Origin of the sequence: Brucella sp. HL-2 (genome assembly GCF_025846885.2) — a bacterium.
GTDB classification, from domain to species: domain Bacteria; phylum Pseudomonadota; class Alphaproteobacteria; order Rhizobiales; family Rhizobiaceae; genus Brucella; species Brucella quorumnocens.
In genome coordinates this window covers 67347-90147 of the sequence record NZ_JAOYTK010000010.1, presented here as the reverse complement: position 1 = coordinate 90147, position 22801 = coordinate 67347, and the positions used below count along the sequence as shown (strand labels likewise).

Genomic DNA, 22801 nt, shown 5'->3' with positions numbered 1-22801 from the left:
TCTACTGAGGAGCCCAACTGCATTTGGCATAAAATGATGTATTTTGATGTATTTCGGATACATCGACGGGAATTGATGAGGAAAACACCCATCCGATGACGCATAAGACTTGCATCATTTTCAAATCGAAATACATCATTTTACATCATTTCTGTGAGGGACGGGATTTGCGATCAACATTGAGCGACATTGCCAAGGCTGCCGGTGTATCAAGTGCGACCGTTGACCGTGTTCTCAACAATCGCGAGGGCGTGAAAGAGCGCACGCGAGAAATCGTGCTCCAAGCCGCACGCAATCTTGGCTACTTTCCCGGCAGCGCGCCTCGCAATGCAGCACCCACTGAGCGGATGAAGCTGGACTTCGTATTGCCTGCAGGAACCAACACCTTCATCGCCAATCTGCGCGATCAGATTGTCAGGCAAGCCGCGCTGAAGCCTGAAATTGACCTGACCATCCATAGTGTTGAAGGCTTCAACCCGGATACGCTGGCGCAGGCGCTGGAAAGCCTCAAGGGACAGGCGCAAGGCGTTGGCGTGATTGCGCTGGATCACCCGACAGTGCGTGAAGCCATGCGTGCGCTCGCTGAATCCGGTGCGCATATCGTAACGATTGCGTCAGACATTCTACATGTGCCACGCGTTGGCTATATTGGCATCGACAATCGCGCAGCAGGCCGGCTTGGCGGCTATATCCTTGGCAGGTTTTTGGGGCGCGCGGCAGGAAGCAAGGTCGCGTTATTCGCCGGATCGCTTTCCTATCGCGGGCATGAAGAGCGCGAGATGGGCTTTCGGCGCGTGATGGCGGAAGAGTTTCCGCACCTAAATATCGTTGAATTGAAAGAGATCGAAGACAGTCGCGAGAAGGCTTATACTGAGACTATCGCGGTGCTCGAGCGCCACCCGGACCTTGCAGGCATATATAATCTAGGCGCTGGCAATCAGGGCATCGGTCAGGCTTTGATGGATTCCGGTAAATCGGATTCAGTTATATTCATTGGGCATGAACTGACCGAAAGCACCAAACGCCTGCTGCTGAATGGCACCATGGATGCTGTCATTGATCAGAACCCGCGCGTTGAAGCGCGTGAAGCACTGGTGGCACTTATCAGCAGCATCAAAGGCCAATCATTCGACCCACAGCCGCCACGCGTTCAGGTGATCTTCAGAGAGAACATCCCTGAGAACTAAAACTTAAAGCATTTGCAGCAAAAAGTGCGAAGCGGTTTTGAGTAGGATAATGCGTAAAAACAAATAGCTGCAGCGGTTCCAACGATACAGTCTTAATTGGAACCATTGTAAAGCCTATTACTTCGTATAAAGCGCGCGCGAACGCTCGAGATGGTGCAGCATCGCAGCTTCTGCACCGTCCGAGTTTTTAGCGGCAAGCATCTCGATAATTTCTTCGTGCTCGACGAGTGTGTATTTTTCTTTACCCGTCCAGATCAGCATATGCGTGTGATATTCACGCAGCCAGGCGAGCATCGCTTCACTGACGCCAACGAAGATCGGATTGCCAGAAATTTTCGCGATCCGAATATGAAATTCCATATCGGCGGAAATGAACGCATCGGCATCACCCAGCGATTCCCGCTGGCGCTCCACGATTGCGCGAAGGTCCGCAACGTCTTGTTCGCTGGCCTTCTGCGCTGCTTCACGGGCAATACCGCGCTCGAAGAAAATACGCGCGCTTTTGAGATGCTCCAGCGTATCCAGGGATTGCGCCAGCATGATCTTCGCCGTCGGGTCGACTTGCTGCAAGATCGAACGGGCAGTCAGTTTCAAAACCTTGGCGCGCTCACCATGCGAGATATTGACCAGTCCCATCTTGGCAAGTGACTGCATCGCCTCGCGGATCGCGGGACGTCCGACGCCAAAACGCTCCATCAGAACACGCTCGGACGGCATTTCGTCGCCCGGCGTCAATTCACCGGACGTAATCATGTTTTCGAGCCGGTCGAAAACTTCGTCGGACAGTTTGCGGCGAATGATGGGTTCGATTGGTTGGGTCATTGCATCTCACTGCTCATGAGCTTTTCTCTCTTATGCATGTTCAAATGCCTCGAGGAAAGCCGTTACCCACGCTCTCGTGACTGGGCTAACAATTTTCCACTTGCAGATATTGGAATACTCATTATACCAGTTGGTACTCAAACACCATGCGCTTATCAACTATGCACATGTCTCAGGCGCAGCAAAAACAGTGAGTGACGACAATTCCGATGAACATCTGTTTGACCTATCGCATTGAGACCACCGGCAGCATCGAACAGATGGCAGCCAAGATCGCGAGCGATCAGTCGACCGGTACTTTCGTCGCCGTTCCCGGAGAAACAGAAGAGCTGAAGGCGCGCGTCGCAGCGCGCGTACTGGAAATTCGTCCGCTTGAAGATGCGAGCGTGCCTGCTTGGCCAGAGCTTGAATCCGGTCACGGGCCGATCAAGCGCGCCGATGTCGATATTGCCTTTCCGCTTGATGCTATCGGCACCGACCTTGCAGCGCTGATGACGATTGCCGTTGGCGGCGTTTACTCGATCAAGGGCATGACCGGCATTCGCGTTGTCGATATGAAGCTGCCGGATGCATTTCGTACAGCCCATCCCGGACCACAGTTCGGGATTGCCGGAAGCCGTCGCCTCACCGGCGTTGAAAAGCGCCCGATCATCGGCACCATCGTCAAGCCAGCCCTTGGTTTGCGTCCGCATGAGACCGCAGAACTCGTCGGCGAATTGATCGAATCTGGTGTTGATTTCATCAAGGACGATGAAAAACTGATGAGCCCGGCCTATTCGCCGCTCAAAGAGCGCATTGAAGCGATCATGCCGCGCATTCTTGATCACGAGCAGAAGACCGGCAAAAAGGTCATGTATGCCTTTGGCATCTCCCATGCCGATCCCGATGTCATGATGCGCAACCATGACATGGTATTGAAAGCTGGCGGCAATTGCGCCGTGGTCAACATCAATTCGGTTGGCTTTGGCGGCATGAGCTTCCTGCGCAAGCGCTCAGGCCTCGTGCTCCACGCCCACCGCAATGGCTGGGACGTCCTGACCCGCAATCCAGGTGCTGGTATGGATTTCCGCGTCTATCAGCAGTTCTGGCGCCTGCTCGGTGTCGATCAGTTCCAGATCAACGGCATTCGTGTGAAATATTGGGAGCCGGACGAAAGCTTCGTCAATTCGTTCAAGGCTGTCAGCACGCCATTGTTCACGCCTGCCGATTGCCCGCTTCCCGTTGCCGGTTCCGGTCAGTGGGGCGGACAGGCGCCTGAAACCTATGAACGTACAGGCCGCACCACGGACCTGCTTTATCTGTGCGGTGGCGGCATTGTCAGCCATCCGGGTGGCCCGGCTGCTGGTGTTCGCGCCGTGCAGCAGGCATGGGAAGCAGCAGTCGCTGGTATCCCGCTTGAAACATATGCGGCAGATCACCCTGAACTTGCAGCCTCGCTCGCAAAATTCGGGAAAGGTGGCGAGTAATGTCACAGGCCTCCAACGAATTGCTATTGTCCTATTACGGTGACGACCTCACCGGCTCGACTGATGTCATGGAGGCACTTGCTTCCAATGGAGTCGACACTGTTCTGTTTATGAATGTGCCGGATGAGGCACTGCTTGCACGCTTTTCGCACTGCAAAGCCATCGGCCTTGCAGGCACCAGCCGCAGCGAAACGCCGGAATGGATGCAGGAACACCTCACGCCCGCATTCGACTGGCTGAAAAGCCTCAATGCGGCGATTGCCCATTACAAGGTCTGCTCGACATTCGATTCGGCACCGCATGTCGGCAATATCGGCAAGGCAGTTGAAATCGGCAAAGCAATCTTCAATCAGGCCTATGTGCCGTTGGTTGTCGGTGCGCCGCAGCTCAAGCGTTACACATCTTTCGGAAATTTGTTCGCCGCCTATCAGGGCGAAACCTATCGCATCGACCGTCATCCCGTCATGAGCCGCCATCCGGTCACGCCTATGCATGAAGCAGACCTGCGCGTGCATCTGGCTCAGCAGACAGCGCTTAAAACTGTGCTTGCTGATCTCGTAGCGCTTTCAGCAGCCGATGCGAATGAACATGTAAACGCGATTGTCAAAGATGCTGACGGCATGTTGCTCCTCGACGTTGATAGCCATGAAAGCCAGTTGCACGCAGGCGAACAGCTCTGGCGTTTGCGTGCCCGTGAAGGCTGGTTTGTCGCTGGTTCGTCCGGCGTTGAATATGCGCTTCTGGCCGCTTGGGCCAAGGCCGGACTGATCGGTGCGAAAAAAGAGTTTCCGCTTCCAGGCAAGGCTGACCGCATTGCGGTCGTTTCAGGCAGCGTGTCGCCAACCACCGAACGCCAGATCCGCCACGCGACCGCATCGGGCTTTACCGGCATTGATCTCAACCCGCTCGATCTTTTGGGCGAAAACGGCAATCAGGCAATCGAAGCTGCCATTGCTGAAGGCCAGAAGGCGCTCAAGCAGGGCAACAGTGTGATCCTCAACACCGCCCTTGGCCCGTCGGCTGATCGCGGCACAGAAATTGATAAGATCGCAGGCAGCCGCCACCAGCTGGCGCGCAGCCTCGGCTTCATCCTCCGCAGCCTTGTTGAGCGCGAAAGTCTTACCCGCGCAGTCATTGCAGGCGGCGACACTTCCAGCCACGCATTGCGTGAATTGCATGTTGATGCACTCACCACGCTTTTGCCGCTTCCACAAACTCCGGGGTCGCCGCTTTGCACGGCACACGGCGCTCACGCCGCCACCAACGGCCTGCAGGTTGCCCTCAAGGGCGGCCAGGTCGGTTCTGACGGTTACTTCAGTCAGATTCGCGACGGGTCGACCGCTTGAATCTGGAATACTCATTGACTGGTTATACCAGTTGAGCTACCAAAAGTCTGGGAAGGAACTACAATCATGACAGCTATCGCTTTGTTTGGAGCGGGCGGCAAGATGGGCTACCGTCTGGCCAAGAACCTCAAGGGTTCACGCTTTGACGTACGTCACATCGAAGTCAGCGACGCAGGCAAGGCACGCCTGAAGAACGACCTCGGCATCGACACCATCGATGCTGATGCAGGTCTCGAAGGCGCTGAAGTCGTCATTCTGGCTGTGCCGGATACCATCATCGGCAAGGTTGCTGCAGGCATCGTTGACAAGCTGAAGCCAGGCACAATGGTTATTGCGCTCGACGCAGCTGCGCCATTCGCCGGTCATCTGCCAGAGCGCGCAGACCTTACCTATTTCGTGACGCATCCTTGCCATCCGCCGATCTTCAACGACGAAACAGACATGCAGGCAAAGAAGGACCATTTCGGCGGTCTGTTTGCCAAGCAGCACATCGTTTCAGCTCTGATGCAGGGTCCAGAAGAAGCCTATGCGCTTGGTGAAGAAATCGCCAAGGTCATCTGGGCACCTGTCATGCGTTCGCACCGCGTAACCGTCGAGCAGCTCGCAATCCTCGAGCCGGGCCTTTCGGAAACCGTTTGCGCTTCGCTTCTGGTCGTCATGAAGCAGGCCATGGACGAAAGCGTTCGTCGCGGCGTTCCTGAAGAAGCTGCTCGCGACTTCCTGCTTGGCCACATGAATGTTCTCGGCGCCGTCATTTTTGGCGAAGTTCAGGGCGTATTCTCCGATGCCTGCAACAAGGCAATCGAATTCGGCATTCCTGCGCTGATGCGCGATGACTGGAAGAACGTTTTCGAACCGGAAGAAATCGCAGAAAGCATCCGTCGCATTACGTGACGTCACTTGGGAGGGCGCAAGCCCTCCCCACTTACCGCCCTTTTGGGAAACGGGGCTTATTGGGAGGTCTACATGAAGTTTACACGCAGGAAAATTGCGCGCGGTTTTGCGATTGCAGCCGTCTCGGCAACATTGGCAGGCAGCGTTGTCATGCCAGCCTGGGCTGCCGATCTTATCGCGATCATCACACCATCGCATGACAATCCATTCTATAAAGCCGAAGCTGTCGGCGCGGAAGCCAAGGCCAAGGAGCTTGGCTACGATACGCTGATCCTTCAGCATGATGACGACGCGACCAAGCAGTCGCAGCTTGTCGATACGGCCATCGGCCGTGGCGCAAAGGCGATCATCCTCGACAATGCCGGTTCGGAAGCATCGATTGCGGCCGTTCAGAAGGCCAAGGACGCGAAGATCCCTTCGTTCCTGATCGACCGTGAAATCAATGCCTCGGGTGTTGCTGTTTCGCAGATCGTTTCGAACAACTATCAGGGCGCTCAGCTCGGCGCTGAAGAATTCGTCAAGCTGATGGGCGAAGCCGGCAATTATGTCGAGCTGCTTGGTCGCGAATCCGATCTCAATGCTGGCACCCGCTCCAAGGGCTATCACGACGTCATCGACGAATATCCAGACATGAAGATGGTTGCGCAGCAGTCTGCCAACTGGAGCCAGACTGAAGCTTTCACCAAGATGCAGAGCATTCTGCAGGCAAACCCTGATATCAAGGGCGTGATTTCCGGAAACGACACCATGGCCATGGGCGCATGGGCAGCGCTTGAAGCTGCGGGTCGCAAGGACGTAATCGTTGTCGGCTTTGACGGCTCAAATGATGTTCGTGACTCCATCAAGGCAGGCGGTATCAAGGCTACTGTTCTTCAGCCAGCTTACGCTCAAGCACAGATGGCTGTCGTACAGGCTGACGAATACATCAAGACCGGTAAGGGTCCTGCTGAAGAAAAGCAGCTGATGGACTGCGTCCTCATCAATCCTGACAATGCAGACAAGCTCGAAACCTTCGCTTTGAAGGACTAACTCCCAAGGCTTGCGACATCGGGAGCGCCGACAAATGTTAGCGCTCCCCATATGTTCCTAATACCAAGGATAAATTCATGTCAGTGCTGAAGTCAGCTTCCATTATCCTGCTGGCCTGCGGTGTCGCGCTTTCGGGCTGCAAAATCATCAAGACTCCGACAGCAGAAGAAGCCGCAGAAGCACGCGGCGATAATTTCAATCCCGATCGTTCGGTTGCCGACATCTGGGACTCAAAAGTTAAGCCGTTTTTTGCCCCGAAAACTGCAACGCTTGATGAAGTGATGCAGGCAGCAAACGCAGATGCGGATGCCGCTGGAGCAAAATACGGCCATCGCGAAAAGCAGGGCAATGCCCCCTGGACTTTTGCAGCCAAGCTTGAAGGCACTGTGGTCGCCGCCGAAACGAAATCGCGCGCAGCATATGTTGATGTCGACAGCAATGGCGATGGCAAGGCCGATGCACGTGTGCAGATCGGGCCGACGGTTCGCGGCAGCGCAATCCGCGACAGCCTCTCCTTTGTGAACTTCAACGAGTTTCGCAATCAGATCGACTGGGCTCAGTTTGGCAAGGCGTTCAACACCCGCGTCAATGACGATGTTCTTTCAAAGCTTCCGCGCGAAGATCTGGTTGGCATGAAGGTGAAAGCCGAAGGTGCTTTCCCGTTGCCATCGAAGGGACAGCTTCCTCTTGTCACGCCAGTTTCCATCTCTTTGGAGAAATAATCGATGGAGACGGAAATGAACCCAAAGGACGATATCGTCCTCAAGCTTGAGGATGTTTCCAAGGTTTACTCGGGCATTGTCGCGGTCAAGCGTGCCAATCTCGAATTGCGTCGCGGCTCGGTCAATGTGCTTGTCGGTGAAAACGGTGCTGGCAAATCCACGCTGATGAAAATCATCGCTGGCGTTGAACGCCCAACCATGGGGAAGATTATTCTCGATGGAGAGGAAGTGTCATTCGACAGTCCAGCCGACGCGCAAAAGCGCGGTATTGCGATGATCTTTCAAGAACTGAACCTGTTTTCAAACATGTCGGTGGCAGAGAATATCTTTGCCACACGCGAAATCATGCGCGGGTTGCGCGGTATCGACCACAAGGCGCAGGTTGTAAAAGCCAACGAATACCTCGACCGACTCGATGCAGGCATCAGTGCAAATACGCTTGTCGCCGATTTGCCGATTGGTCAGCAGCAACTAGTCGAAATCGCCAAAGCCATTTCGCTCGATGCACGCATCGTCATCATGGACGAGCCAACATCCGCACTTTCTGCAGCCGAAGTCGACATTCTTTTCAAGGTGATTGCCGAGCTGAAAAGTCAGGGCGTCGCAATCGTCTATATTTCGCATCGTCTCGAAGAACTGATGCGGATCGGCGATTACATCACCGTTTTGCGTGATGGAAAAATCACCGGGCAGGAAGAGATCAAGAATATCGATACGCAATGGATTGTGCGTTCGATGATTGGCTCCGATGCCAAGGATTTTGCAAAGCCTGTGACCCACAAGATCGGTGCAGAGCGGTTTCGTGCTGAAAACATCACCCTACCCCGCCCAACCGGCGGATTGGCAGTCGATGATGTATCGCTGAGTGTGCGCGCAGGCGAAGTTTTGGGCATTTACGGCCTGATGGGCGCGGGGCGCTCCGAGTTCTTCGAATGCGTGATGGGCCAGCATGGGCATTCCACTGGTAAGATCTATATTGATGGCGAGCAAGTGAAGGAGCGCGACACCACCCGTCGTATCCGGCGCGGTCTTGCGCTCATTCCGGAAGACCGTCAGCGCGAAGGTCTGGTGCAGATATTGTCGATTGCCAGCAATCTGACACTGGCAAGCCTCGACCGTCTGGCCCGCTTCTTCCACATCACGCCAAAGCGTGAAAAGCAGGCCATTCAGGAAGCCATCAAGGACCTTTCGATCAAGGCACCCAACCCGGATTTTGAAGTCACTTCAATGTCAGGTGGCAACCAGCAGAAGGTCGTCATCGGCAAGGCGCTGATGACCAATCCAAAAGTTCTCCTGATGGACGAGCCATCGCGCGGCATTGATGTGGGCGCAAAGGCGGACGTCTTCCGCACCATGCGCAGGCTTGCCGCCGAGGGTCTTTCCATTCTTTTTTCAACCTCTGATCTGGAAGAAGTCATGGCGCTCTCCGATCGCATCGCGGTGCTCAGCAATGGGAAGCTGATTGCCATATTCGACCGCGATAAAGCGACGGAAGCCGACATCGTTGCCGCTTCGGCCAAAGGCCACGGACATACGCATGACAACGACCACAACAAACAAACAAGGGAACTCGCGTCATGACAGCCAACACAACGGCGGCGGCCACTGACTCAACCTTTAACAGCGGCTCGGCCCTGCTGACGCTGATGAAACTGAGAACCTTCATCGCGCTTTTCGCTGTGTTTATCTTCTTCTCGTTCGCAGCGCCAAATTTCCTTTCTGCCGCCAACCTGATCTTGATGTCGAAGCACGTAGCCCTTAACGCATTCCTTGCGATGGGCATGACCTTCGTCATCATCACGGGCGGCATCGATCTCTCGGTGGGCTCCATCGTCGGGCTTTGCGGTATGGTTGCCGGTGGCCTGCTGATCTATGGCGTTGACCTTGGTGTCGGCTATACGATCTATTTCAACATCATCGAAATATCGCTGATCACACTGGCCGTTGGTGTCGCGGTTGGCTTCATAAACGGGCTATTGATCACCAAATTGAATGTCGCGCCGTTCATCGCGACACTCGGCACCTTGTATGTGGCGCGCGGCCTGGCACTTTTATCCTCGGACGGCCAGACCTTCCCGAACCTTGTAGGCCGCGAAGACCTGGGCACAACCGGCTTCGCGTTCCTCGGATCGGGTAGCATTCTCGGTCTTCCGGTATCGATCTGGATTCTGATCGTCGTCGCTTTGGCCGCGGCCTATATCGCGCGATACACGCCGCTTGGTCGCCAGATTTTCGCAGTCGGCGGCAATGAACGTGCGGCACGCATGTCGGGTATCCGCGTCGACCGCGTAAAGATGTTCGTTTATATGTTTTCGGGCTTCTGTGCTGCAATCGCCGGGCTTATCATCTCGTCCGAACTGATGTCATCGCATCCGGCAACTGGCAACTCCTTCGAGCTGAACGCCATTGCAGCAGCCGTTCTCGGCGGCACTTCGATGTCAGGCGGACGCGGCACCATTGGCGGCACAATCATCGGTGCATTCGTCATTGGTATTCTCTCCGACGGTCTGGTCATGATGGGCGTATCGTCCTTCTGGCAGATGGTCATCAAGGGCCTTGTCATCATCATTGCCGTGGTGGTCGATCAGGCACAGCGCCGCCTCCAGCAGCGCGTTACACTCATGCAAATGGCAAAAGCGGGTTAAAAATGGCAGAATTGAATGGCGCTCTGATCGGCTGCGGTTTCTTCGCAATCAACCAGATGCATGCATGGAATGACGTTTCGGGTGCCAAGATCGTGGCAATCTGCGACCGCGATGCTGAGCGGTTGAAGATTGTCGGCGACCAGTTTGGGATCGAACGCCGCTACACGGATGCGGAGGCGCTGTTTGCGGATGGTGGCATCGATTTTGTCGATATCGCCACCACGGTTTCAAGCCATCGTGTGCTGGTAGAACTTGCGGCTGCGCACAAGGTGCCAGCAATCTGCCAGAAGCCCTTTGCCAAAACGCTTGATGATGCAAAGGCCATGGTGAAGGTCTGCGATGAAGCAGGTATTCCGCTTATGGTGCATGAAAACTTCCGCTGGCAGACGCCTATTCAGGCAGTGCGTAAGGCACTCGACAGTGGTGTCATCGGCACGCCATTCTGGGGACGTTTCTCCTTCCGCTCCGGCTTCGACGTGTTTTCTGGCCAGCCTTATCTTGCAGAGGGTGAACGTTTCATCATTGAAGACTTAGGCATTCATACGCTTGATATTGCGCGCTTTATTCTGGGTGATGTGACCAGCCTTGTTGCACGCACCAAGCGCGTCAACCCGAAAATCAAGGGCGAGGACGTAGCGACCATTCTTATGGATCATGAAAATGGTGCTACCTCCATTGTCGACGTAAGCTATGCCACCAAGCTCGAAACCGATCCTTTCCCGGAAACGCTCATTGAAATTGATGGCACCGATGGCTCGATCCGTCTTTATCGGGGCTATCGCCTTGAGGTGATTACCCCTTCTGGCACCACAGTTTCCGATGTTTCGCCAAAACTGCTCTCATGGGCCTCACGTCCATGGCACAATATTCAGGAAAGCGTTTTTGCCATTCAGCAGCATTGGGTGGACAAGCTGGAAACTCGCGAAGAAACCTCGACATCGGGTGCGGATAATCTCAAGACTTTCGCGCTTGTCGAAGCCGCCTATGACAGTGCGGCCAGCGGTAATCGTGTTGATGTGACGGCATTGCTAAAATGAACAGTGCCGATCCCTTCCTGCTTTATGGCACTCGTGAAGCTGAAACCCCGCCTCAGCATCTCAAGGCAGGTTTGCTTTCGGTTGATCTGAGCGATGGCAATCTACGAACCATCAAATGTGATGGCGTCGAGGTTCTGCGCGCTGTTTCCTATCTGGTGCGGGATCGAGACTGGGGAACCTACAACCCGGAAATCCATGATCTGAATGTTGAGCAAAACGACAGCGGCTTTATCGTCACCTATCAGGCACGTTGCGAAGGACCGGATGCGACCCAACTCACCATTGATGTTCGCATTCAGGCAGAGATTGGCGGTACGCTCACTTTTGATGCCGTAGCGAATACAGCGACAGGCTTTGAAACCAACCGTTGCGGCTTCTGCATTCTGCATCCAATCGTCGGCGTGGCAGGCTCGCCTGTTAGCGTCGAGTACGTCGATGGAACGCTCAACGAAACCCATTTGCCCGACCTGATCGAGCCATGGCAGCCTCTTATGGACATGCGCGCTATCACCCATGAGGTTATCTCCGGCGTTTCAGCCGAGTGCCGTATGGAAGGCGATACTTTTGAGATGGAAGACCAGCGCAACTGGTCTGATGCATCTTACAAGACCTATGTGCGTCCGCTGGCTTTGCCATGGCCTTACCAGATCGAAGCCTCCAAGCCTCAGCATCAGCGCATCGTGCTCAGTATTCGCGATACACGCAAAGCAGCGTCACAAGCGGGCACGAATGCGGAGCCGGTGAGCATCACGCTCGGCGACCTAAGCGGCAGGATGCCAAATATCGGCATCATCATCACGCCAAAAGAAGCCAAGGCCAGTTTAGCTGCAACAGAGCTACTTCAGGAAATAGCCCCGCAGGATTTGTTATTTCATTACGATCCTTTGGCCGGACACGATGGATCAGCTTTCATCTACTTTGCAGCTCTTGCAGCTCGACATGAAGGGCGCGTTTCGCTTGAAATTGCATTGCCTTGTGCAAAGTCTCTGATCGAGGAAATGAACGAGATTGCAGCAGACATGAAAGCGGCTGGCTTTACCCCAGATGCGGTCATTGTTTCACCGGCTATAGATCGGCAGTCAACACCTCCCGGCAGCGAATGGCCGCCCTGCCCGCCGCTTGAAGATGTTTATGCGGCAGCGAGAGCAGCATTTCCCAATGTGCGTCTCGGCGGGGGAATGCTGAGCTATTTCACTGAGCTAAATCGCAAGCGTGTTCCGGGTGAGCTTATTGATTTTGTCACCCACTGCACCAATCCGATTGTCCATGCAGCCGACGACCTGAGCGTCATGCAGACACTAGAGGCGCTGCCTTTCATCACGCGTTCGGTGCGCGCTATTTATGGCGACAAACCCTATCGCATCGGGCCGTCCACCATCCCCATGCGTCAGAATCCCTATGGAAGCCGGACGATGGAAAACCCGTATGGCAAACGTATCGCCATGGCCAATCGCGATCCGCGCCATAATGGAAAATTCGCGGAAAGCTTTGCAATGGCATATGCCATATCTGTGCTGAATGCTGGCCTCGATAGCCTGACACTCTCCGCCCTCACCGGCCCGTTCGGGCTTGTTGCGGGCGAAAACGAACCGACAGTTGCTGGCGGCAAGCGCCCTTTGTTCAATGCTGTAAAAGTGCTTGCACAACTTGCCGGGAAAAACTTCAAGCCGTGCCAATCTTCGCGCCCATCCGACGTTCTGGCAATGGCGGTGGAAGAGAAGGTCTGGCTGGTCAATATCACATCGCATCAACAGGACGTGGTGGTTGCAGGCAGCAAGATTATATCATTGCCGCCCTATGGCGTGCAGTCGGGCGCGATCTAAAAAACGGGCCAATGGCCCGTTTGTTCATTTAGACACTCGGATATTGAGCGTCCGTCACATGCTCCATCCAGTCGACAACCTTGCCGTCGAGCTGTTCCTGCGTTGCGATATGGCTCATCGCATTTTGTGGCGACGCGCCGTGCCAATGCTTTTCACCCGGTTCAAACCAGACAACATCGCCGGGTCGAATTTCCTCAATCGGACCGCCTTCGCGCTGCACCAGGCCTAATCCAGAAGTAACAATCAGCGTTTGTCCGAGCGGATGCGTGTGCCAGGCAGTGCGGGCACCCGGCTCAAATGTAACTGTTGCTGCGGCAGCACGCCGTGCATCATTGGGCGAAAATAACGGATCAATGCGAACCTTGCCCGTAAACCAGTCTGCAGGGCCAACACCGGATGGTGTCGATCCATTTCTTTTGATTTCCATAGCGTTCTCCTGTCAGCGCGTAAGATAGCGTCGTGACCTTGCAAAGAAATAGCAAAACGCCGATCAAATGACCGGCGTTTATCAATTTGACTTGAATGTTTTAAAGCATGTTTCCCAAAAGTGGGAACCGGTTTCCGGACAAAGACATGCACCCTGCTCTAGCGGCGTTTCGCTGGCTTCTCGCCAAGCTTCATGCCGTGGCGTTTTGAAAGCTCAGCAATAACAAGCTCTAGCTCCTGCGCCTTGCGTGCAGCATCCCAGCCAAATTCAACGCCAAGGATATCAGCAATTGCGATCAGATTGGCATTCGACAGCGCGCCATCAATCGCCAGCGTCGTGCGTCGCAATACTACATCGGAGAGATGAACGACCAGCTCATTGCGCGCAATCCACGCAATTTCCGCACGGCTTATGCTGTCTGTGTCAGGCAGAAGTGTAACGCCAACTTTGGCTTCGTCCTGAATGATCGGCAAGGCAGTCGTGCCGTAGCGCTGCAAAAGTGTCTCGACGCGTTCGGCTGCAAGCCCGGTTTCATTGGCGTGCTTCGCCACCCATGCAGATCGCGCACTACCATCTGCCGGGTAATCCTTGCCGCCACCAATCGTCAGAGTGCGGGTTGATTTGAGACGCCCGCGGCCAAAACGTTTGAGTACAGTATCTGCTACTTCTTCGGCAAAGCCGCGGAAGGTCGTCCACTTGCCGCCAACCAGCGAAATGATCGCGAAAGGACGGCCTGCATCCGGCTCAATAACCGGCGCGGAATGATCGCGGCTGATGAGACCCGGTTCCGACGCATTGGAGGCAGGCAGCGGGCGAATGCCGCTATATGTGTAGACGATCTGGCTGCGATCGAACTTCAGCTTTGGCAGCAGCGAACGCAGGCTTTCGATGAAGTAATCGATTTCCTTGTCTTCCGCGAAAACCTCATCCGGATTGTTTGCCGGAATATCCGTCGAACCGACCAGCGCCAGACCATGATAATCATAGACAAGGCAGATACGACCATCATCCGCCTCAAAATAGATCATGCGGCCCTTGAGACTTTTGACCAGTTCCGGGTGATCGATCAGGATATGCGACCCCTTGGTGCCGCCGATCATCTTGGTTTCTTTGCCAAGCGCCGCGTTGACATGATCGATCCACGGACCAGCGGCATTGATGACGATCTTTGGCTTCACCGTGAAAGCAATGCCTTCCGGTCCTTCAAAGCTGACTGCGCCGTCGCTGGCCGCAACAATAGAGGTAAAATTGGCTGCCGCACTTTGCGGATTGGCCTTCAAGCCGTCGCTAACAAGCTCATAAACCAGACGTTCCGGTTTGCTGACCCATGCATCATAATAAATGCCACCCCCAACGATAGACGTGGTCATATAGGGCATTTCCTTCAAGGCACTCTTCTTGAAGAGAAAACTATGCTTTGGCATAACGCGTTCACGCGCACCAAAATAATCGTAAAGCCCGAGACCGATTTTGATCAGCACAGCGCCACGGCTGCGTGGAGCGGTGGTTGAGCCAAACAAAGTCCTGAGTGCAGCGGTAATGCCCTTGGTCCACGAGAAAACCGGAATAAAGGTCGGCAGCGGCTGGACATTATGCGGCGCATTTTTCAACAGGATATTACGCTCGACCGTCGATTGAGCAACCAGACCGAATTCACCGGTTTCGAGATATTTGAGACCCCCGTGAATGAGGCGTGACGGGGCAGCACTCGTGCCGGAACCAAAATCGCCCTTATCAACGATCAAGCAGCTCACGCCCTGTTCACTCAGATCGCGATAGAGACCCGCGCCATTGATGCCTGCGCCCAGAATGAGCACATCAACACCGTCAGCTTCGAGTTGGCTGATACGGTTCTTCATTTGGGCGCTGTTTACGAAATCGTTCATTTCACTGTCTTTACATCGTCATCGCGCAAACGAGCGCGGCATATTTCAATCTGTTAAGGCGTCGATCTTGGGCCAGATCGGTCCAAGCGCAGATGCGATTTCCCTGAACAGCGCATAGCGCTTTTCATACTGCTCGCTGCGCACCGCATCCGGTGTGTAGGTCCGGCCAATTGCATCAAGATCGCGCGGATCGCTATAAACATCTGTGAAAACGCCCGCGCCCTTGCCTGCACATAGAGCAGCCCCCCATGCAGCCGCTTCATCCGTTTCAGTGACTGTGACCGGCATACCCAGCACATTGGCAAACATCTGTGCGAATGACGGGCTGCGCGAAACACCACCTGTCAGGCGCGCTGCGGAAATTGCAAAGCCTTCTTTCAGATGATCGACATGAATGCGGTGGTTGAAGGCAATGCCTTCCCAAACAGCGCGCAGCATATCGCCACGTTCCTGCCAGCCGCGAAGACCGAAGAACGCGCCGCTTGCCATCGCACCATATGGCGAGCCAAACAAATAAGGATGGAATAGCGCTGTCGACGGCTTGGCCAAAGCAGCATCGATCTCCGGACGCAGCATGTCGTGGATCGCCCGACCGGTTTCTTCCGCTTCACGCCGTTCCGCCGGGCAGAGCTTGTCGAGGAACCAGTCGTAATTTGCAGTCGAAGCAGGCGAGATGGACATATTGTTCCACTCTCCCGGCGCAATCCCATTGCGGCAGAACCAACTCTTATCGACATTGGGCTTCGACGACAGTGTTTCATTGATCGAGTAGGTCCCGGCAACAACCGCAACTGTACCAATCTTGAGACCGCCAACACCCAGCGCAGAAGCGGTCACATCATGCAGGCCGCCAACAACAGGTGTTCCAGCAACAAGCCCGGTACGGTTTGCGCATTCTTGCGAAACACCGCCAATGATCTCATCCGAGCGCGACATCGGCGGCAGCGCATCCCAAAGTGCCTCGAGGCCGAAAAGTTTGAGCGCGTCTTTCGAATAGTCTTGCGTTTTGTAATCAGTGAAAGACGTCGATGCCTCGGTACGATCAGTGCCGACTTCGCCCGTCAGGCAGAAACGCAGCCAATCCTTACACGCAATCACATGCCCGATGCGCCCATAGCGTTCAGGCTCATTTTCCTTAACCCAGGCCAGAATGGCGGACGGTGCAGAGGCGTGCGGCAGCTGACCGGTGATCGCAATCGACTGTTCTGCGACAGGGCTGTTCACCCAGCGCTCAGCCACATCAACGGCACGGCTATCCAGCGACAGAATGCCTTTACCAAGCGGGCGGCGATCCCTATCGAGCATGTAGATGCCGTCACCATGGGCGGTGGTGGCAATGGCTAGAATGTCAGATGCAGGGCGTCCACTTTTTGCGAGTGCTTCAGCAATTGCATCCGCAGTCGCATTCCAGAATTCATCCATGTCGCGCTCGACATGGCGGGGGCGTGGGAAGGATTGCGCAACACGGCGACGGGCGACAGAAAGCGTTGTGCCATCAATATCGAACAATACGGCTTTGGTGACGGTCAGTCCGCTATCAATTCCCAACAGAGACGGCATGGATCGTATTTCCTGATATGTATGCGCTGAGCGCATCCCAAAAAGTGTAGAACGGGTTTAGGACTAAGATGCGCGTTAAACTCTCAAGCGTTTAGGCTTATTCTTTTGAACCACCCGAGCGGGCGACGACGACGTTAATGCCTTGCGCCTGCATGCGTTCGATATGCGCGAAAGGTGTCTCTTCATCGACAATCACGACGTCGAAATCGGTAAGCGCGCCGAAATTATGCAATGCGCGGCGCTCGAACTTTGTGTGATCAGCAAGCAGCACGCGCTTTGCTGCACAATCAAGCATGGCGCGCTTGGTTTCGACCATTTCCGGCGATTGGTGAAACAGCAGATCATCAGTTATGGCCGCGATCGAAATGAATGCCACATCCGCACGAAGGCGGCGAATTTCATGAATGGTCATGCCGCCAACAAAGGCGTTACACCAGTTATAAAGCTGTCCGCCGAGACCAAGCAGCGTGACATCTTTGATGTCGCGTACTTCATTCATCAGGATCAGCGAATTGGTAATGACCGTCAGCGGCCCCTTGCCCGGCAGGTAAGGCACCATCTGAAGAACCGTTGTGGAATCGTCGAAGAAGATGGCCTGGCCCGGCTCTACGAACTGCATCGCGGCTTCCGCGATCAGCTTCTTCTCTTCGGACTGACGTGCGACGCGATAGAGGTCGCTCGCTTCAATAAGGCTAGTCGGTGCTGCGGAAACAACGCCGCGCGCCTTGCGAAACAGACCGCGACTGACGAGTTCGTCAACATCTCTGTGCGCAGTCATCAGGCTGATGCCGAAACGTTCGGTCAGATCTTCGATCCTTACCGATCCTTCGGACATAATCATTTCAGCAATCTGCTGGCGGCGAACCAACTGACGTGCGTGCCGGCTATCGTTCGGCACCTGCTCTGTCATCAGGTTGTCTATGCTTGCTTTGTTGCTTGTGACCATGCTTACCACTCGTCCCCAGCCCGCTCAGTTTATTGACCGGTCCCGATTCATAGCATCGGTACGAAAAATGCGGAGTGGAGCGCGGGATCAAGCCCGCGCCCCATCTTGTCAGGTCTTACTGTTCAAGAACGAAAGGAGCAGTGTACTTGTCTACATTGTCCTTGGTGATCAGGAAGCAATCGAAAAGCTGCTTTTCCTGGTCAACGCCGGTCTTGCCGGTCTTGATGAAGTTGTCGGCCTGCTTGACCGCAGCTTCCGAGAAGATCGCAACTGGCTGCAGAACGGTGTACTGAAGTTCACCGGCCTTGATGGCCGCAACAGCGTCGGGCGAACCGTCGAAACCGCCAACCTTAACCTTATCCAGCTTGCCAGCCTTCTTCAGAGCAGCGATTGCACCGAGAGCCATTTCGTCGTTACCGGAGATAACGCCGATGATGTCTGGATTTGCCTGAAGCAAAGCCTGCATCTTGTCGTGACCCTGAGTACGGTTCCAGTTGGCAACATCCTGACCAGCCTTTACGAGGTCTGGGTACTGCGAAAGAACGGTTTCATAGCCGTTCGAACGAGTGGCGGCATTGTTGTCCGACGGCGAACCGAACAGCTCAACATACTTGCCTTCTTCACCAACGCTCTCAACCCACTGCGTTGCACCAAGTGCAGCACCCTGTGCATTGTTGGAAACGAGCTGTGCCTTTGCAAGGCCTTCCTGATTGATTTCAGCGTTTACGAGGAACACTGGAATGCCAGCTGCAACAGCGCGCTTGACTGCGCCAACCGAGCCGTCAGCATTGGCTGGATCAAGAATGATCGCGACCGACTTGTTGGTGATCGCGGTGTCGATCAGGTTGCTTTCGGTGTTGGTGTCGCCCTTGTGGCCGCCAACAACAGCAGAATAGCCGAGGCCTTCAGCGGTCTTCTTGGCGATTTCGCCTTCGGTGTACCAGTATGGGTTCGAAGGATCGTTGACCACGATTGAGATCAGACCTTCGGCCCAAGCCGAGCTGGCAATAAGCGGCAGTGCTGCAGCAGCAGCAAACAGAACGCGCATACCCTTCTTAAACATGTCTCACTCCCGTAAAAATTATCGTTGAGTTATGCCGGTTGCCCGGCGTTACCATTTCCAGTGGGCGAAATTTCAAACTGATATCGCCGTCTTGGAACCTTTCGATACCCCCGAAGAACCAGCTCCGCCCGGAACGGTGGGCGGAACCGTAATTATCAACGCCGGGAGTATTGAATGCTGTTGAGCAGAACTGCGAGCACGATAACCGCACCGGTAAAAACAGTCTGCCAGTAGGATGATACGCCGATGATCACGAGGCCATCGGAGAGGAAGCCGATAACGAAAGCACCCAGAAGCGTACCCTGAATGGTACCGCGACCACCCGTCAGTGCTGCGCCGCCGATTACGACTGCGGCGATTGCCGTCAGTTCGTAAGTGGTGCCGGCGGTTGGGCCTGCCGAAGTCAGCTGTGAAGACAGAACCAGACCAGCGATTGCGGCACAAATGCCAGAGATCACATAGACCGAGATCTGTACGCGCTTGACCGGAACGCCGGAAAGTTCAGCTGCGCGTTCATTACCACCGGACGCATAGAGCCAGCGGCCAAATGCCGTGCGGTTCAGCACGACTGCAACGATGATGGCGAGAACAGCCAGTACAAGCACGCCGATCGGCACACCAAAAAGCGTATTGAAGCCGAGCCACTCAAAGCCGGTATTACCGAGTTCCGGGCGACCGCCCAGATTGTTGTAGGTCAGACCATTGGTCATCAGAAGTGCCACACCGCGTGCACAATACAGTACGCCGAGCGTTGCCACGAAGGCCGGAACGCGTAGATAAGCAATCAGAACACCGTTGATGGCACCGACAAATGCACCCAAAGCACAGGTGATGAGGACAACCGCCCAAACCGGGAAATAGAGAATAATACCCAGTTCCGGAAGATTGACACCTTGCATCAGGAAGCCAGCAACAACACCTGCAAGACCGAGTGTTGAACCGACCGAAAGATCGATACCGCCATTGAGAATAACCAGCAGCATGCCAATTGCCAGCAGGCCGAAAATGGCCACATGCGATGACATGATGAGGAAGTTATTGATTGTAAAATAATAAGGCGAAAGGAACGAGAAGACCGCAATAATCGCGATTAACGCAAAGAACGCACGGCCTTCGAGCAGCAAATGCACGATGCTGGTTTTGCGCTTTGTCCCAGTGGACGCCGCCTTTTCTTTTGTGCTCGTGACTGACATTCTATCAGTGCTCCATAATCAACAGCATTTGCGGGCGGTAAGACCGAACCGATGCTCTAACTCTTTGTTTTAACCCATAACCTTGTCTGAAAAGTCGAACGACGTCTCAGGATTATGCTCTGGCATTTTTCGCATTATCCAACGCAAAACCGCGTCGCACTTTTGCTGGAAATGCTTTAGTGACCAACCAGGGACTCGCCCGAGGCGGCCATGATCTTTTCCTTGGAGACATCAGAACCGAATTCGGCTGAGATGCGTCCACGGTGCATAACGATGATACGATGAGCGATGCTGAGGCATTCGCCGACTTCAGATGTCGTGTAGACGACCGCAAGTCCGTCTTTGGCCTTTTCAGCCAGCAGCTTGAACACTTCGGCCTTCGCACCAATGTCGATACCGCGGCTTGGCTCATCCAGCAGAATGACCTTTGGCTCAGTCGCCAGCATCTTGCCGATAACGACCTTCTGCTGGTTGCCGCCTGAGAGCGAGCCGATTGCGGCGTCGCCACCGTCCGTCTTGATGTGAACGTTCTTAATCGACTGATCGACGATGTTCTTCTCACGTTTCGTTGACGTGAAAAGGCCTTTCGTCATTTCGCCAATGCTTGCAAGCGAAAGGTTTCGGCCAACCGTCATGGTCTGCACTAGACCGTCGCGCTGACGATCTTCCGGGACCAGGACCAGGCCTCTGTCGATGCGCTGTGCAATCGTGAGGCCAGCCACATCCTGTCCCTTGAGAAGAATGTTACCAGCACTGGCCTTGAGACGTCCTGCAACAGTTTCAAGCAGCTCGGTACGACCGGCACCCATCAGGCCATAGATACAGACGATCTCACCAGCGCGGACTTTCAGCGACATATTATCGACAAGTGCGAAATCGCCGCCTGTTGGGTCTTGAACTGTGAGGTTTTCAACCGAGAGAGCGACATCGCCCCATTCGTAACCGGTCGGAGGCGAACCGAGATCGAAGTTCTCGCCAACCATGTTGCGAACGATCCATTCAAGATCAATCTCAGCACGCGGTGCATAAGCGGTCATCGCACCATCACGCAGCACCACGGCATGATCGGTGATCTGCAGGGCTTCTTCGAGATGGTGAGAAATGTAAACAATCGCCACGCCACGCGCTGTCAGATCACGAATGACCTTGAACAGCACTTCAACTTCCGATGCACTGAGCGCCGAAGTCGGCTCATCCATGATCAGAATGCGGGAATTGACCGAAAGTGCACGTGCGATTTCGACGACCTGCTGTTGGCCGAGACGAAGCTCTTCGACAGGCGTGAGCGGATCGATATCTTCTTCGAGTTCTGTCAGAAGTTCGCGGGTCAGGCGTTCTTCTTCCGCAAAATTGACACCGGTTGAACCGCGAATTTCGCGACCCATGAAGATATTGTCGCGCACATTCATATTGGGCGCGAGGCTCAGTTCCTGGTGAATGATCGAAATACCGCGATCGCGCGCTTCCGAGGAGGAATTGAACGAAACCGGTTCACCATCGAGAATAATCGTGCCAGAGGTCGGCTGAATAACACCAGACAGAACCTTCATCAACGTCGACTTACCAGCACCGTTTTCGCCAAAAAGCGTGGTGACCTGACCGAGACGGATTTCGAAATTCACACCCTTAAGCGCGTTGATACGCCCATAAGCCTTGGCTACGTCATGTGCGGAAAGAACGACTTCGCCGTGCTTGCCTTCAATTTTGGTCTGAAGTGTCATTTTACTTCAAACCCCACTGGGGTAACCAGCCAGTTCTTCGGATTGACCAGCTTGAAAACGCCCGTCACCGACACTGTCTTGCCAACGAGATTGTTGACGTCAACACCTTCGAGAACCTGCTTCTTCATCTCATTGTTGAGAGCAGAACCTGCATTCTGGAATTCGATCTGATTCTTGAACTGACCAAATTCGATCGTGCCAGTTGCATCGCGCAAATCAGTACCATTTACGGCCGGACCAGTCTGGACCCGGATTGCCATGCCTTCAGGGAAACCATCGACCTTGATGACATTATAGTTCGACTTGCGCTCTTCAACGGTGCCCGTGAACTTGATCGAAATGACCGGGTTCACACTGCCAACGCCATACTTCTTGCCGGCGGCATCCTTGTCAGCAGCAAGTGCGTTGCCAACTTCAACTGCATCGGCGGCGCGCTCTTCAACGCTTGCCTTAACTTTCGGAAATTCCGTAGCGCCGTAGGCTTCAGGGGAGAAGGCCTGCTGGCGCACGTCGGCATCTGAACCGATCTTCACGACCTTGGTGTCAAATCCAATCGCACCGACAACCACCACCGCAGCGACCACACTCCAAAGGACTGCGCGGTTCAGCTTGGCTGGCTTCTGTGAAACTTGATTAGCTTGTGTACTCATAATCAAACGCCTTCAGCAAATTCTGCCGGATTGTCGTTGTAAAAAACGGATTACGCGGCGGAACTTACACCGCTTGTAAACTGCACCCGCGATAAGGCACCCGGCCAGCGACGGCTAAACGGATTTTCGCACAGGCGGCCATGGGAGTGAGAAATTCAATCATAACGACCTCCACATAGTTCCCTGGCTCCGACCCTCCGCGCAGCTTGGAAACAGATGCGCCGCAACCATATGCTATGATAGCGGCATGTTATCAACTTCAATAATCATGTTATAAACACCAATATCTGTCAATCAGCTGTTTTTGAAACTCGCCCCATTTCGAACAATTGCAGTCCAAAAACTCACAATAAGGCAAGGGAATCCATCGTCAAAAGACAGCTT

19 protein-coding genes are annotated in these 22801 nt (G+C 54.4%); 10 read left to right on the top strand and 9 right to left on the bottom strand.

The genetic code is table 11. From position 1 onward, the window contains the following. Positions 1-167 precede the first annotated feature (167 nt). On the top strand, positions 168-1187 hold the full coding sequence (locus OIV19_RS13265; RefSeq protein WP_264231961.1) for a LacI family DNA-binding transcriptional regulator: 1020 nt from the start codon (positions 168-170) through the stop codon (positions 1185-1187). Positions 1188-1304: 117 nt separating this feature from the next. Here OIV19_RS13265 and OIV19_RS13260 read toward each other — a convergent pair whose 3' ends face one another. Further along, a complete protein-coding gene (locus tag OIV19_RS13260) occupies positions 1305-2009 on the bottom strand; it encodes a transcriptional regulator NanR (RefSeq protein WP_264231924.1) in 705 nt (234 codons plus the stop codon). Between the two features lie 209 nt (positions 2010-2218). On the opposite strand from OIV19_RS13260, the gene oiaX reads away from it, so the two are divergent. The 9 genes from oiaX to apnL all read left to right on the top strand — a co-directional run bounded on the left by oiaX (position 2219) and on the right by apnL (position 12971). Beyond that, the gene (oiaX, locus tag OIV19_RS13255; RefSeq protein ID WP_151092648.1) at positions 2219-3475 is read left to right on the top strand and encodes a 3-oxo-isoapionate-4-phosphate decarboxylase OiaX; all 1257 of its coding nucleotides are present in this window, start codon (positions 2219-2221) and stop codon (positions 3473-3475) included. Continuing rightward, a complete protein-coding gene (locus OIV19_RS13250; RefSeq protein ID WP_264231923.1) occupies positions 3475-4821 on the top strand; it encodes a four-carbon acid sugar kinase family protein in 1347 nt (448 codons plus the stop codon). Before oiaX ends, OIV19_RS13250 begins: the two co-directional genes overlap by 1 nt. 66 nt (positions 4822-4887) lie before the next feature. After that, a complete protein-coding gene (locus OIV19_RS13245) occupies positions 4888-5715 on the top strand; it encodes a phosphogluconate dehydrogenase C-terminal domain-containing protein (protein WP_140022610.1) in 828 nt (275 codons plus the stop codon). Positions 5716-5787: 72 nt separating this feature from the next. Next, positions 5788-6744 (top strand): D-ribose ABC transporter substrate-binding protein, encoded by a 957-nt coding sequence (locus OIV19_RS13240; RefSeq protein WP_007878322.1) that lies wholly within the window; start codon positions 5788-5790, stop codon positions 6742-6744. 77 nt (positions 6745-6821) lie between these two features. After that, positions 6822-7466: a DUF2291 family protein gene (locus OIV19_RS13235; RefSeq protein ID WP_140022612.1), complete on the top strand. Its 645-nt coding sequence runs from the start codon at positions 6822-6824 to the stop codon at positions 7464-7466. A gap of 3 nt (positions 7467-7469) precedes the next feature. Further along, the gene (locus OIV19_RS13230) at positions 7470-9047 is read left to right on the top strand and encodes a sugar ABC transporter ATP-binding protein (protein ID WP_264231922.1); all 1578 of its coding nucleotides are present in this window, start codon (positions 7470-7472) and stop codon (positions 9045-9047) included. Beyond that, entirely contained in the window at positions 9044-10111 is a 1068-nt protein-coding gene (locus tag OIV19_RS13225; protein WP_264231921.1) for an ABC transporter permease, read from the top strand. The genes OIV19_RS13230 and OIV19_RS13225 overlap by 4 nt, the downstream gene beginning before the upstream one ends. A gap of 2 nt (positions 10112-10113) precedes the next feature. Next, positions 10114-11148 carry a Gfo/Idh/MocA family protein gene (locus OIV19_RS13220; protein WP_264231920.1) on the top strand — a complete coding sequence of 345 codons (1035 nt, stop codon included), beginning with the start codon at positions 10114-10116 and terminating at the stop codon, positions 11146-11148. Further along, the gene (gene apnL / locus OIV19_RS13215; RefSeq protein WP_264231919.1) at positions 11145-12971 is read left to right on the top strand and encodes a D-apionate lactonase; all 1827 of its coding nucleotides are present in this window, start codon (positions 11145-11147) and stop codon (positions 12969-12971) included. Before OIV19_RS13220 ends, apnL begins: the two co-directional genes overlap by 4 nt. A 28-nt stretch (positions 12972-12999) precedes the next feature. Here the strand turns inward: apnL and OIV19_RS13210 are convergent, their stop codons facing one another. The 8 genes from OIV19_RS13210 to OIV19_RS13175 all read right to left on the bottom strand — a co-directional run bounded on the left by OIV19_RS13210 (position 13000) and on the right by OIV19_RS13175 (position 22417). Next, positions 13000-13398 carry a (R)-mandelonitrile lyase gene (locus OIV19_RS13210; protein ID WP_264231918.1) on the bottom strand — a complete coding sequence of 133 codons (399 nt, stop codon included), beginning with the start codon at positions 13396-13398 and terminating at the stop codon, positions 13000-13002. Positions 13399-13556: 158 nt separating this feature from the next. Further along, positions 13557-15284 carry a glycerol-3-phosphate dehydrogenase/oxidase gene (locus tag OIV19_RS13205; protein WP_498831047.1) on the bottom strand — a complete coding sequence of 576 codons (1728 nt, stop codon included), beginning with the start codon at positions 15282-15284 and terminating at the stop codon, positions 13557-13559. 45 nt (positions 15285-15329) lie between these two features. Continuing rightward, positions 15330-16844 carry an FGGY-family carbohydrate kinase gene (locus OIV19_RS13200; protein ID WP_264231917.1) on the bottom strand — a complete coding sequence of 505 codons (1515 nt, stop codon included), beginning with the start codon at positions 16842-16844 and terminating at the stop codon, positions 15330-15332. A gap of 97 nt (positions 16845-16941) precedes the next feature. After that, positions 16942-17790 carry a DeoR/GlpR family DNA-binding transcription regulator gene (locus OIV19_RS13195; protein ID WP_095445620.1) on the bottom strand — a complete coding sequence of 283 codons (849 nt, stop codon included), beginning with the start codon at positions 17788-17790 and terminating at the stop codon, positions 16942-16944. Between the two features lie 115 nt (positions 17791-17905). Further along, the gene (locus OIV19_RS13190) at positions 17906-18853 is read right to left on the bottom strand and encodes a D-ribose ABC transporter substrate-binding protein (protein WP_095445619.1); all 948 of its coding nucleotides are present in this window, start codon (positions 18851-18853) and stop codon (positions 17906-17908) included. Between the two features lie 155 nt (positions 18854-19008). Further along, positions 19009-20046 carry an ABC transporter permease gene (locus OIV19_RS13185; protein ID WP_151092626.1) on the bottom strand — a complete coding sequence of 346 codons (1038 nt, stop codon included), beginning with the start codon at positions 20044-20046 and terminating at the stop codon, positions 19009-19011. A gap of 176 nt (positions 20047-20222) precedes the next feature. Next, on the bottom strand, positions 20223-21767 hold the full coding sequence (locus OIV19_RS13180; RefSeq protein ID WP_264231916.1) for a sugar ABC transporter ATP-binding protein: 1545 nt from the start codon (positions 21765-21767) through the stop codon (positions 20223-20225). After that, positions 21764-22417 (bottom strand): DUF2291 domain-containing protein, encoded by a 654-nt coding sequence (locus OIV19_RS13175; protein ID WP_191793095.1) that lies wholly within the window; start codon positions 22415-22417, stop codon positions 21764-21766. The genes OIV19_RS13180 and OIV19_RS13175 overlap by 4 nt, the downstream gene beginning before the upstream one ends. Positions 22418-22801: the final 384 nt, after the last annotated feature.

What these genes read in the sequence shown, in the direction of transcription:
- apnL (WP_264231919.1), top strand. Translation starts at nt 11,145, where the DNA reads ATGAACAGTGCCGATCCCTTCCTGCTTTATGGCACTCGTGAAGCTGAA.
- OIV19_RS13210 (WP_264231918.1), bottom strand. Translation starts at nt 13,398, where the DNA reads ATGGAAATCAAAAGAAATGGATCGACACCATCCGGTGTTGGCCCTGCA.
- OIV19_RS13240 (WP_007878322.1), top strand. Translation starts at nt 5,788, where the DNA reads ATGAAGTTTACACGCAGGAAAATTGCGCGCGGTTTTGCGATTGCAGCC.
- OIV19_RS13230 (WP_264231922.1), top strand. Translation starts at nt 7,470, where the DNA reads ATGGAGACGGAAATGAACCCAAAGGACGATATCGTCCTCAAGCTTGAG.
- OIV19_RS13245 (WP_140022610.1), top strand. Translation starts at nt 4,888, where the DNA reads ATGACAGCTATCGCTTTGTTTGGAGCGGGCGGCAAGATGGGCTACCGT.
- OIV19_RS13225 (WP_264231921.1), top strand. Translation starts at nt 9,044, where the DNA reads ATGACAGCCAACACAACGGCGGCGGCCACTGACTCAACCTTTAACAGC.
- OIV19_RS13195 (WP_095445620.1), bottom strand. Translation starts at nt 17,790, where the DNA reads ATGGTCACAAGCAACAAAGCAAGCATAGACAACCTGATGACAGAGCAG.
- OIV19_RS13180 (WP_264231916.1), bottom strand. Translation starts at nt 21,767, where the DNA reads ATGACACTTCAGACCAAAATTGAAGGCAAGCACGGCGAAGTCGTTCTT.
- OIV19_RS13205 (WP_498831047.1), bottom strand. Translation starts at nt 15,284, where the DNA reads ATGAACGATTTCGTAAACAGCGCCCAAATGAAGAACCGTATCAGCCAA.
- OIV19_RS13250 (WP_264231923.1), top strand. Translation starts at nt 3,475, where the DNA reads ATGTCACAGGCCTCCAACGAATTGCTATTGTCCTATTACGGTGACGAC.
- OIV19_RS13175 (WP_191793095.1), bottom strand. Translation starts at nt 22,417, where the DNA reads ATGAGTACACAAGCTAATCAAGTTTCACAGAAGCCAGCCAAGCTGAAC.
- OIV19_RS13200 (WP_264231917.1), bottom strand. Translation starts at nt 16,844, where the DNA reads ATGCCGTCTCTGTTGGGAATTGATAGCGGACTGACCGTCACCAAAGCC.
- OIV19_RS13220 (WP_264231920.1), top strand. Translation starts at nt 10,114, where the DNA reads ATGGCAGAATTGAATGGCGCTCTGATCGGCTGCGGTTTCTTCGCAATC.
- oiaX (WP_151092648.1), top strand. Translation starts at nt 2,219, where the DNA reads ATGAACATCTGTTTGACCTATCGCATTGAGACCACCGGCAGCATCGAA.
- OIV19_RS13190 (WP_095445619.1), bottom strand. Translation starts at nt 18,853, where the DNA reads ATGTTTAAGAAGGGTATGCGCGTTCTGTTTGCTGCTGCTGCAGCACTG.
- OIV19_RS13185 (WP_151092626.1), bottom strand. Translation starts at nt 20,046, where the DNA reads ATGTCAGTCACGAGCACAAAAGAAAAGGCGGCGTCCACTGGGACAAAG.
- OIV19_RS13260 (WP_264231924.1), bottom strand. Translation starts at nt 2,009, where the DNA reads ATGACCCAACCAATCGAACCCATCATTCGCCGCAAACTGTCCGACGAA.
- OIV19_RS13235 (WP_140022612.1), top strand. Translation starts at nt 6,822, where the DNA reads ATGTCAGTGCTGAAGTCAGCTTCCATTATCCTGCTGGCCTGCGGTGTC.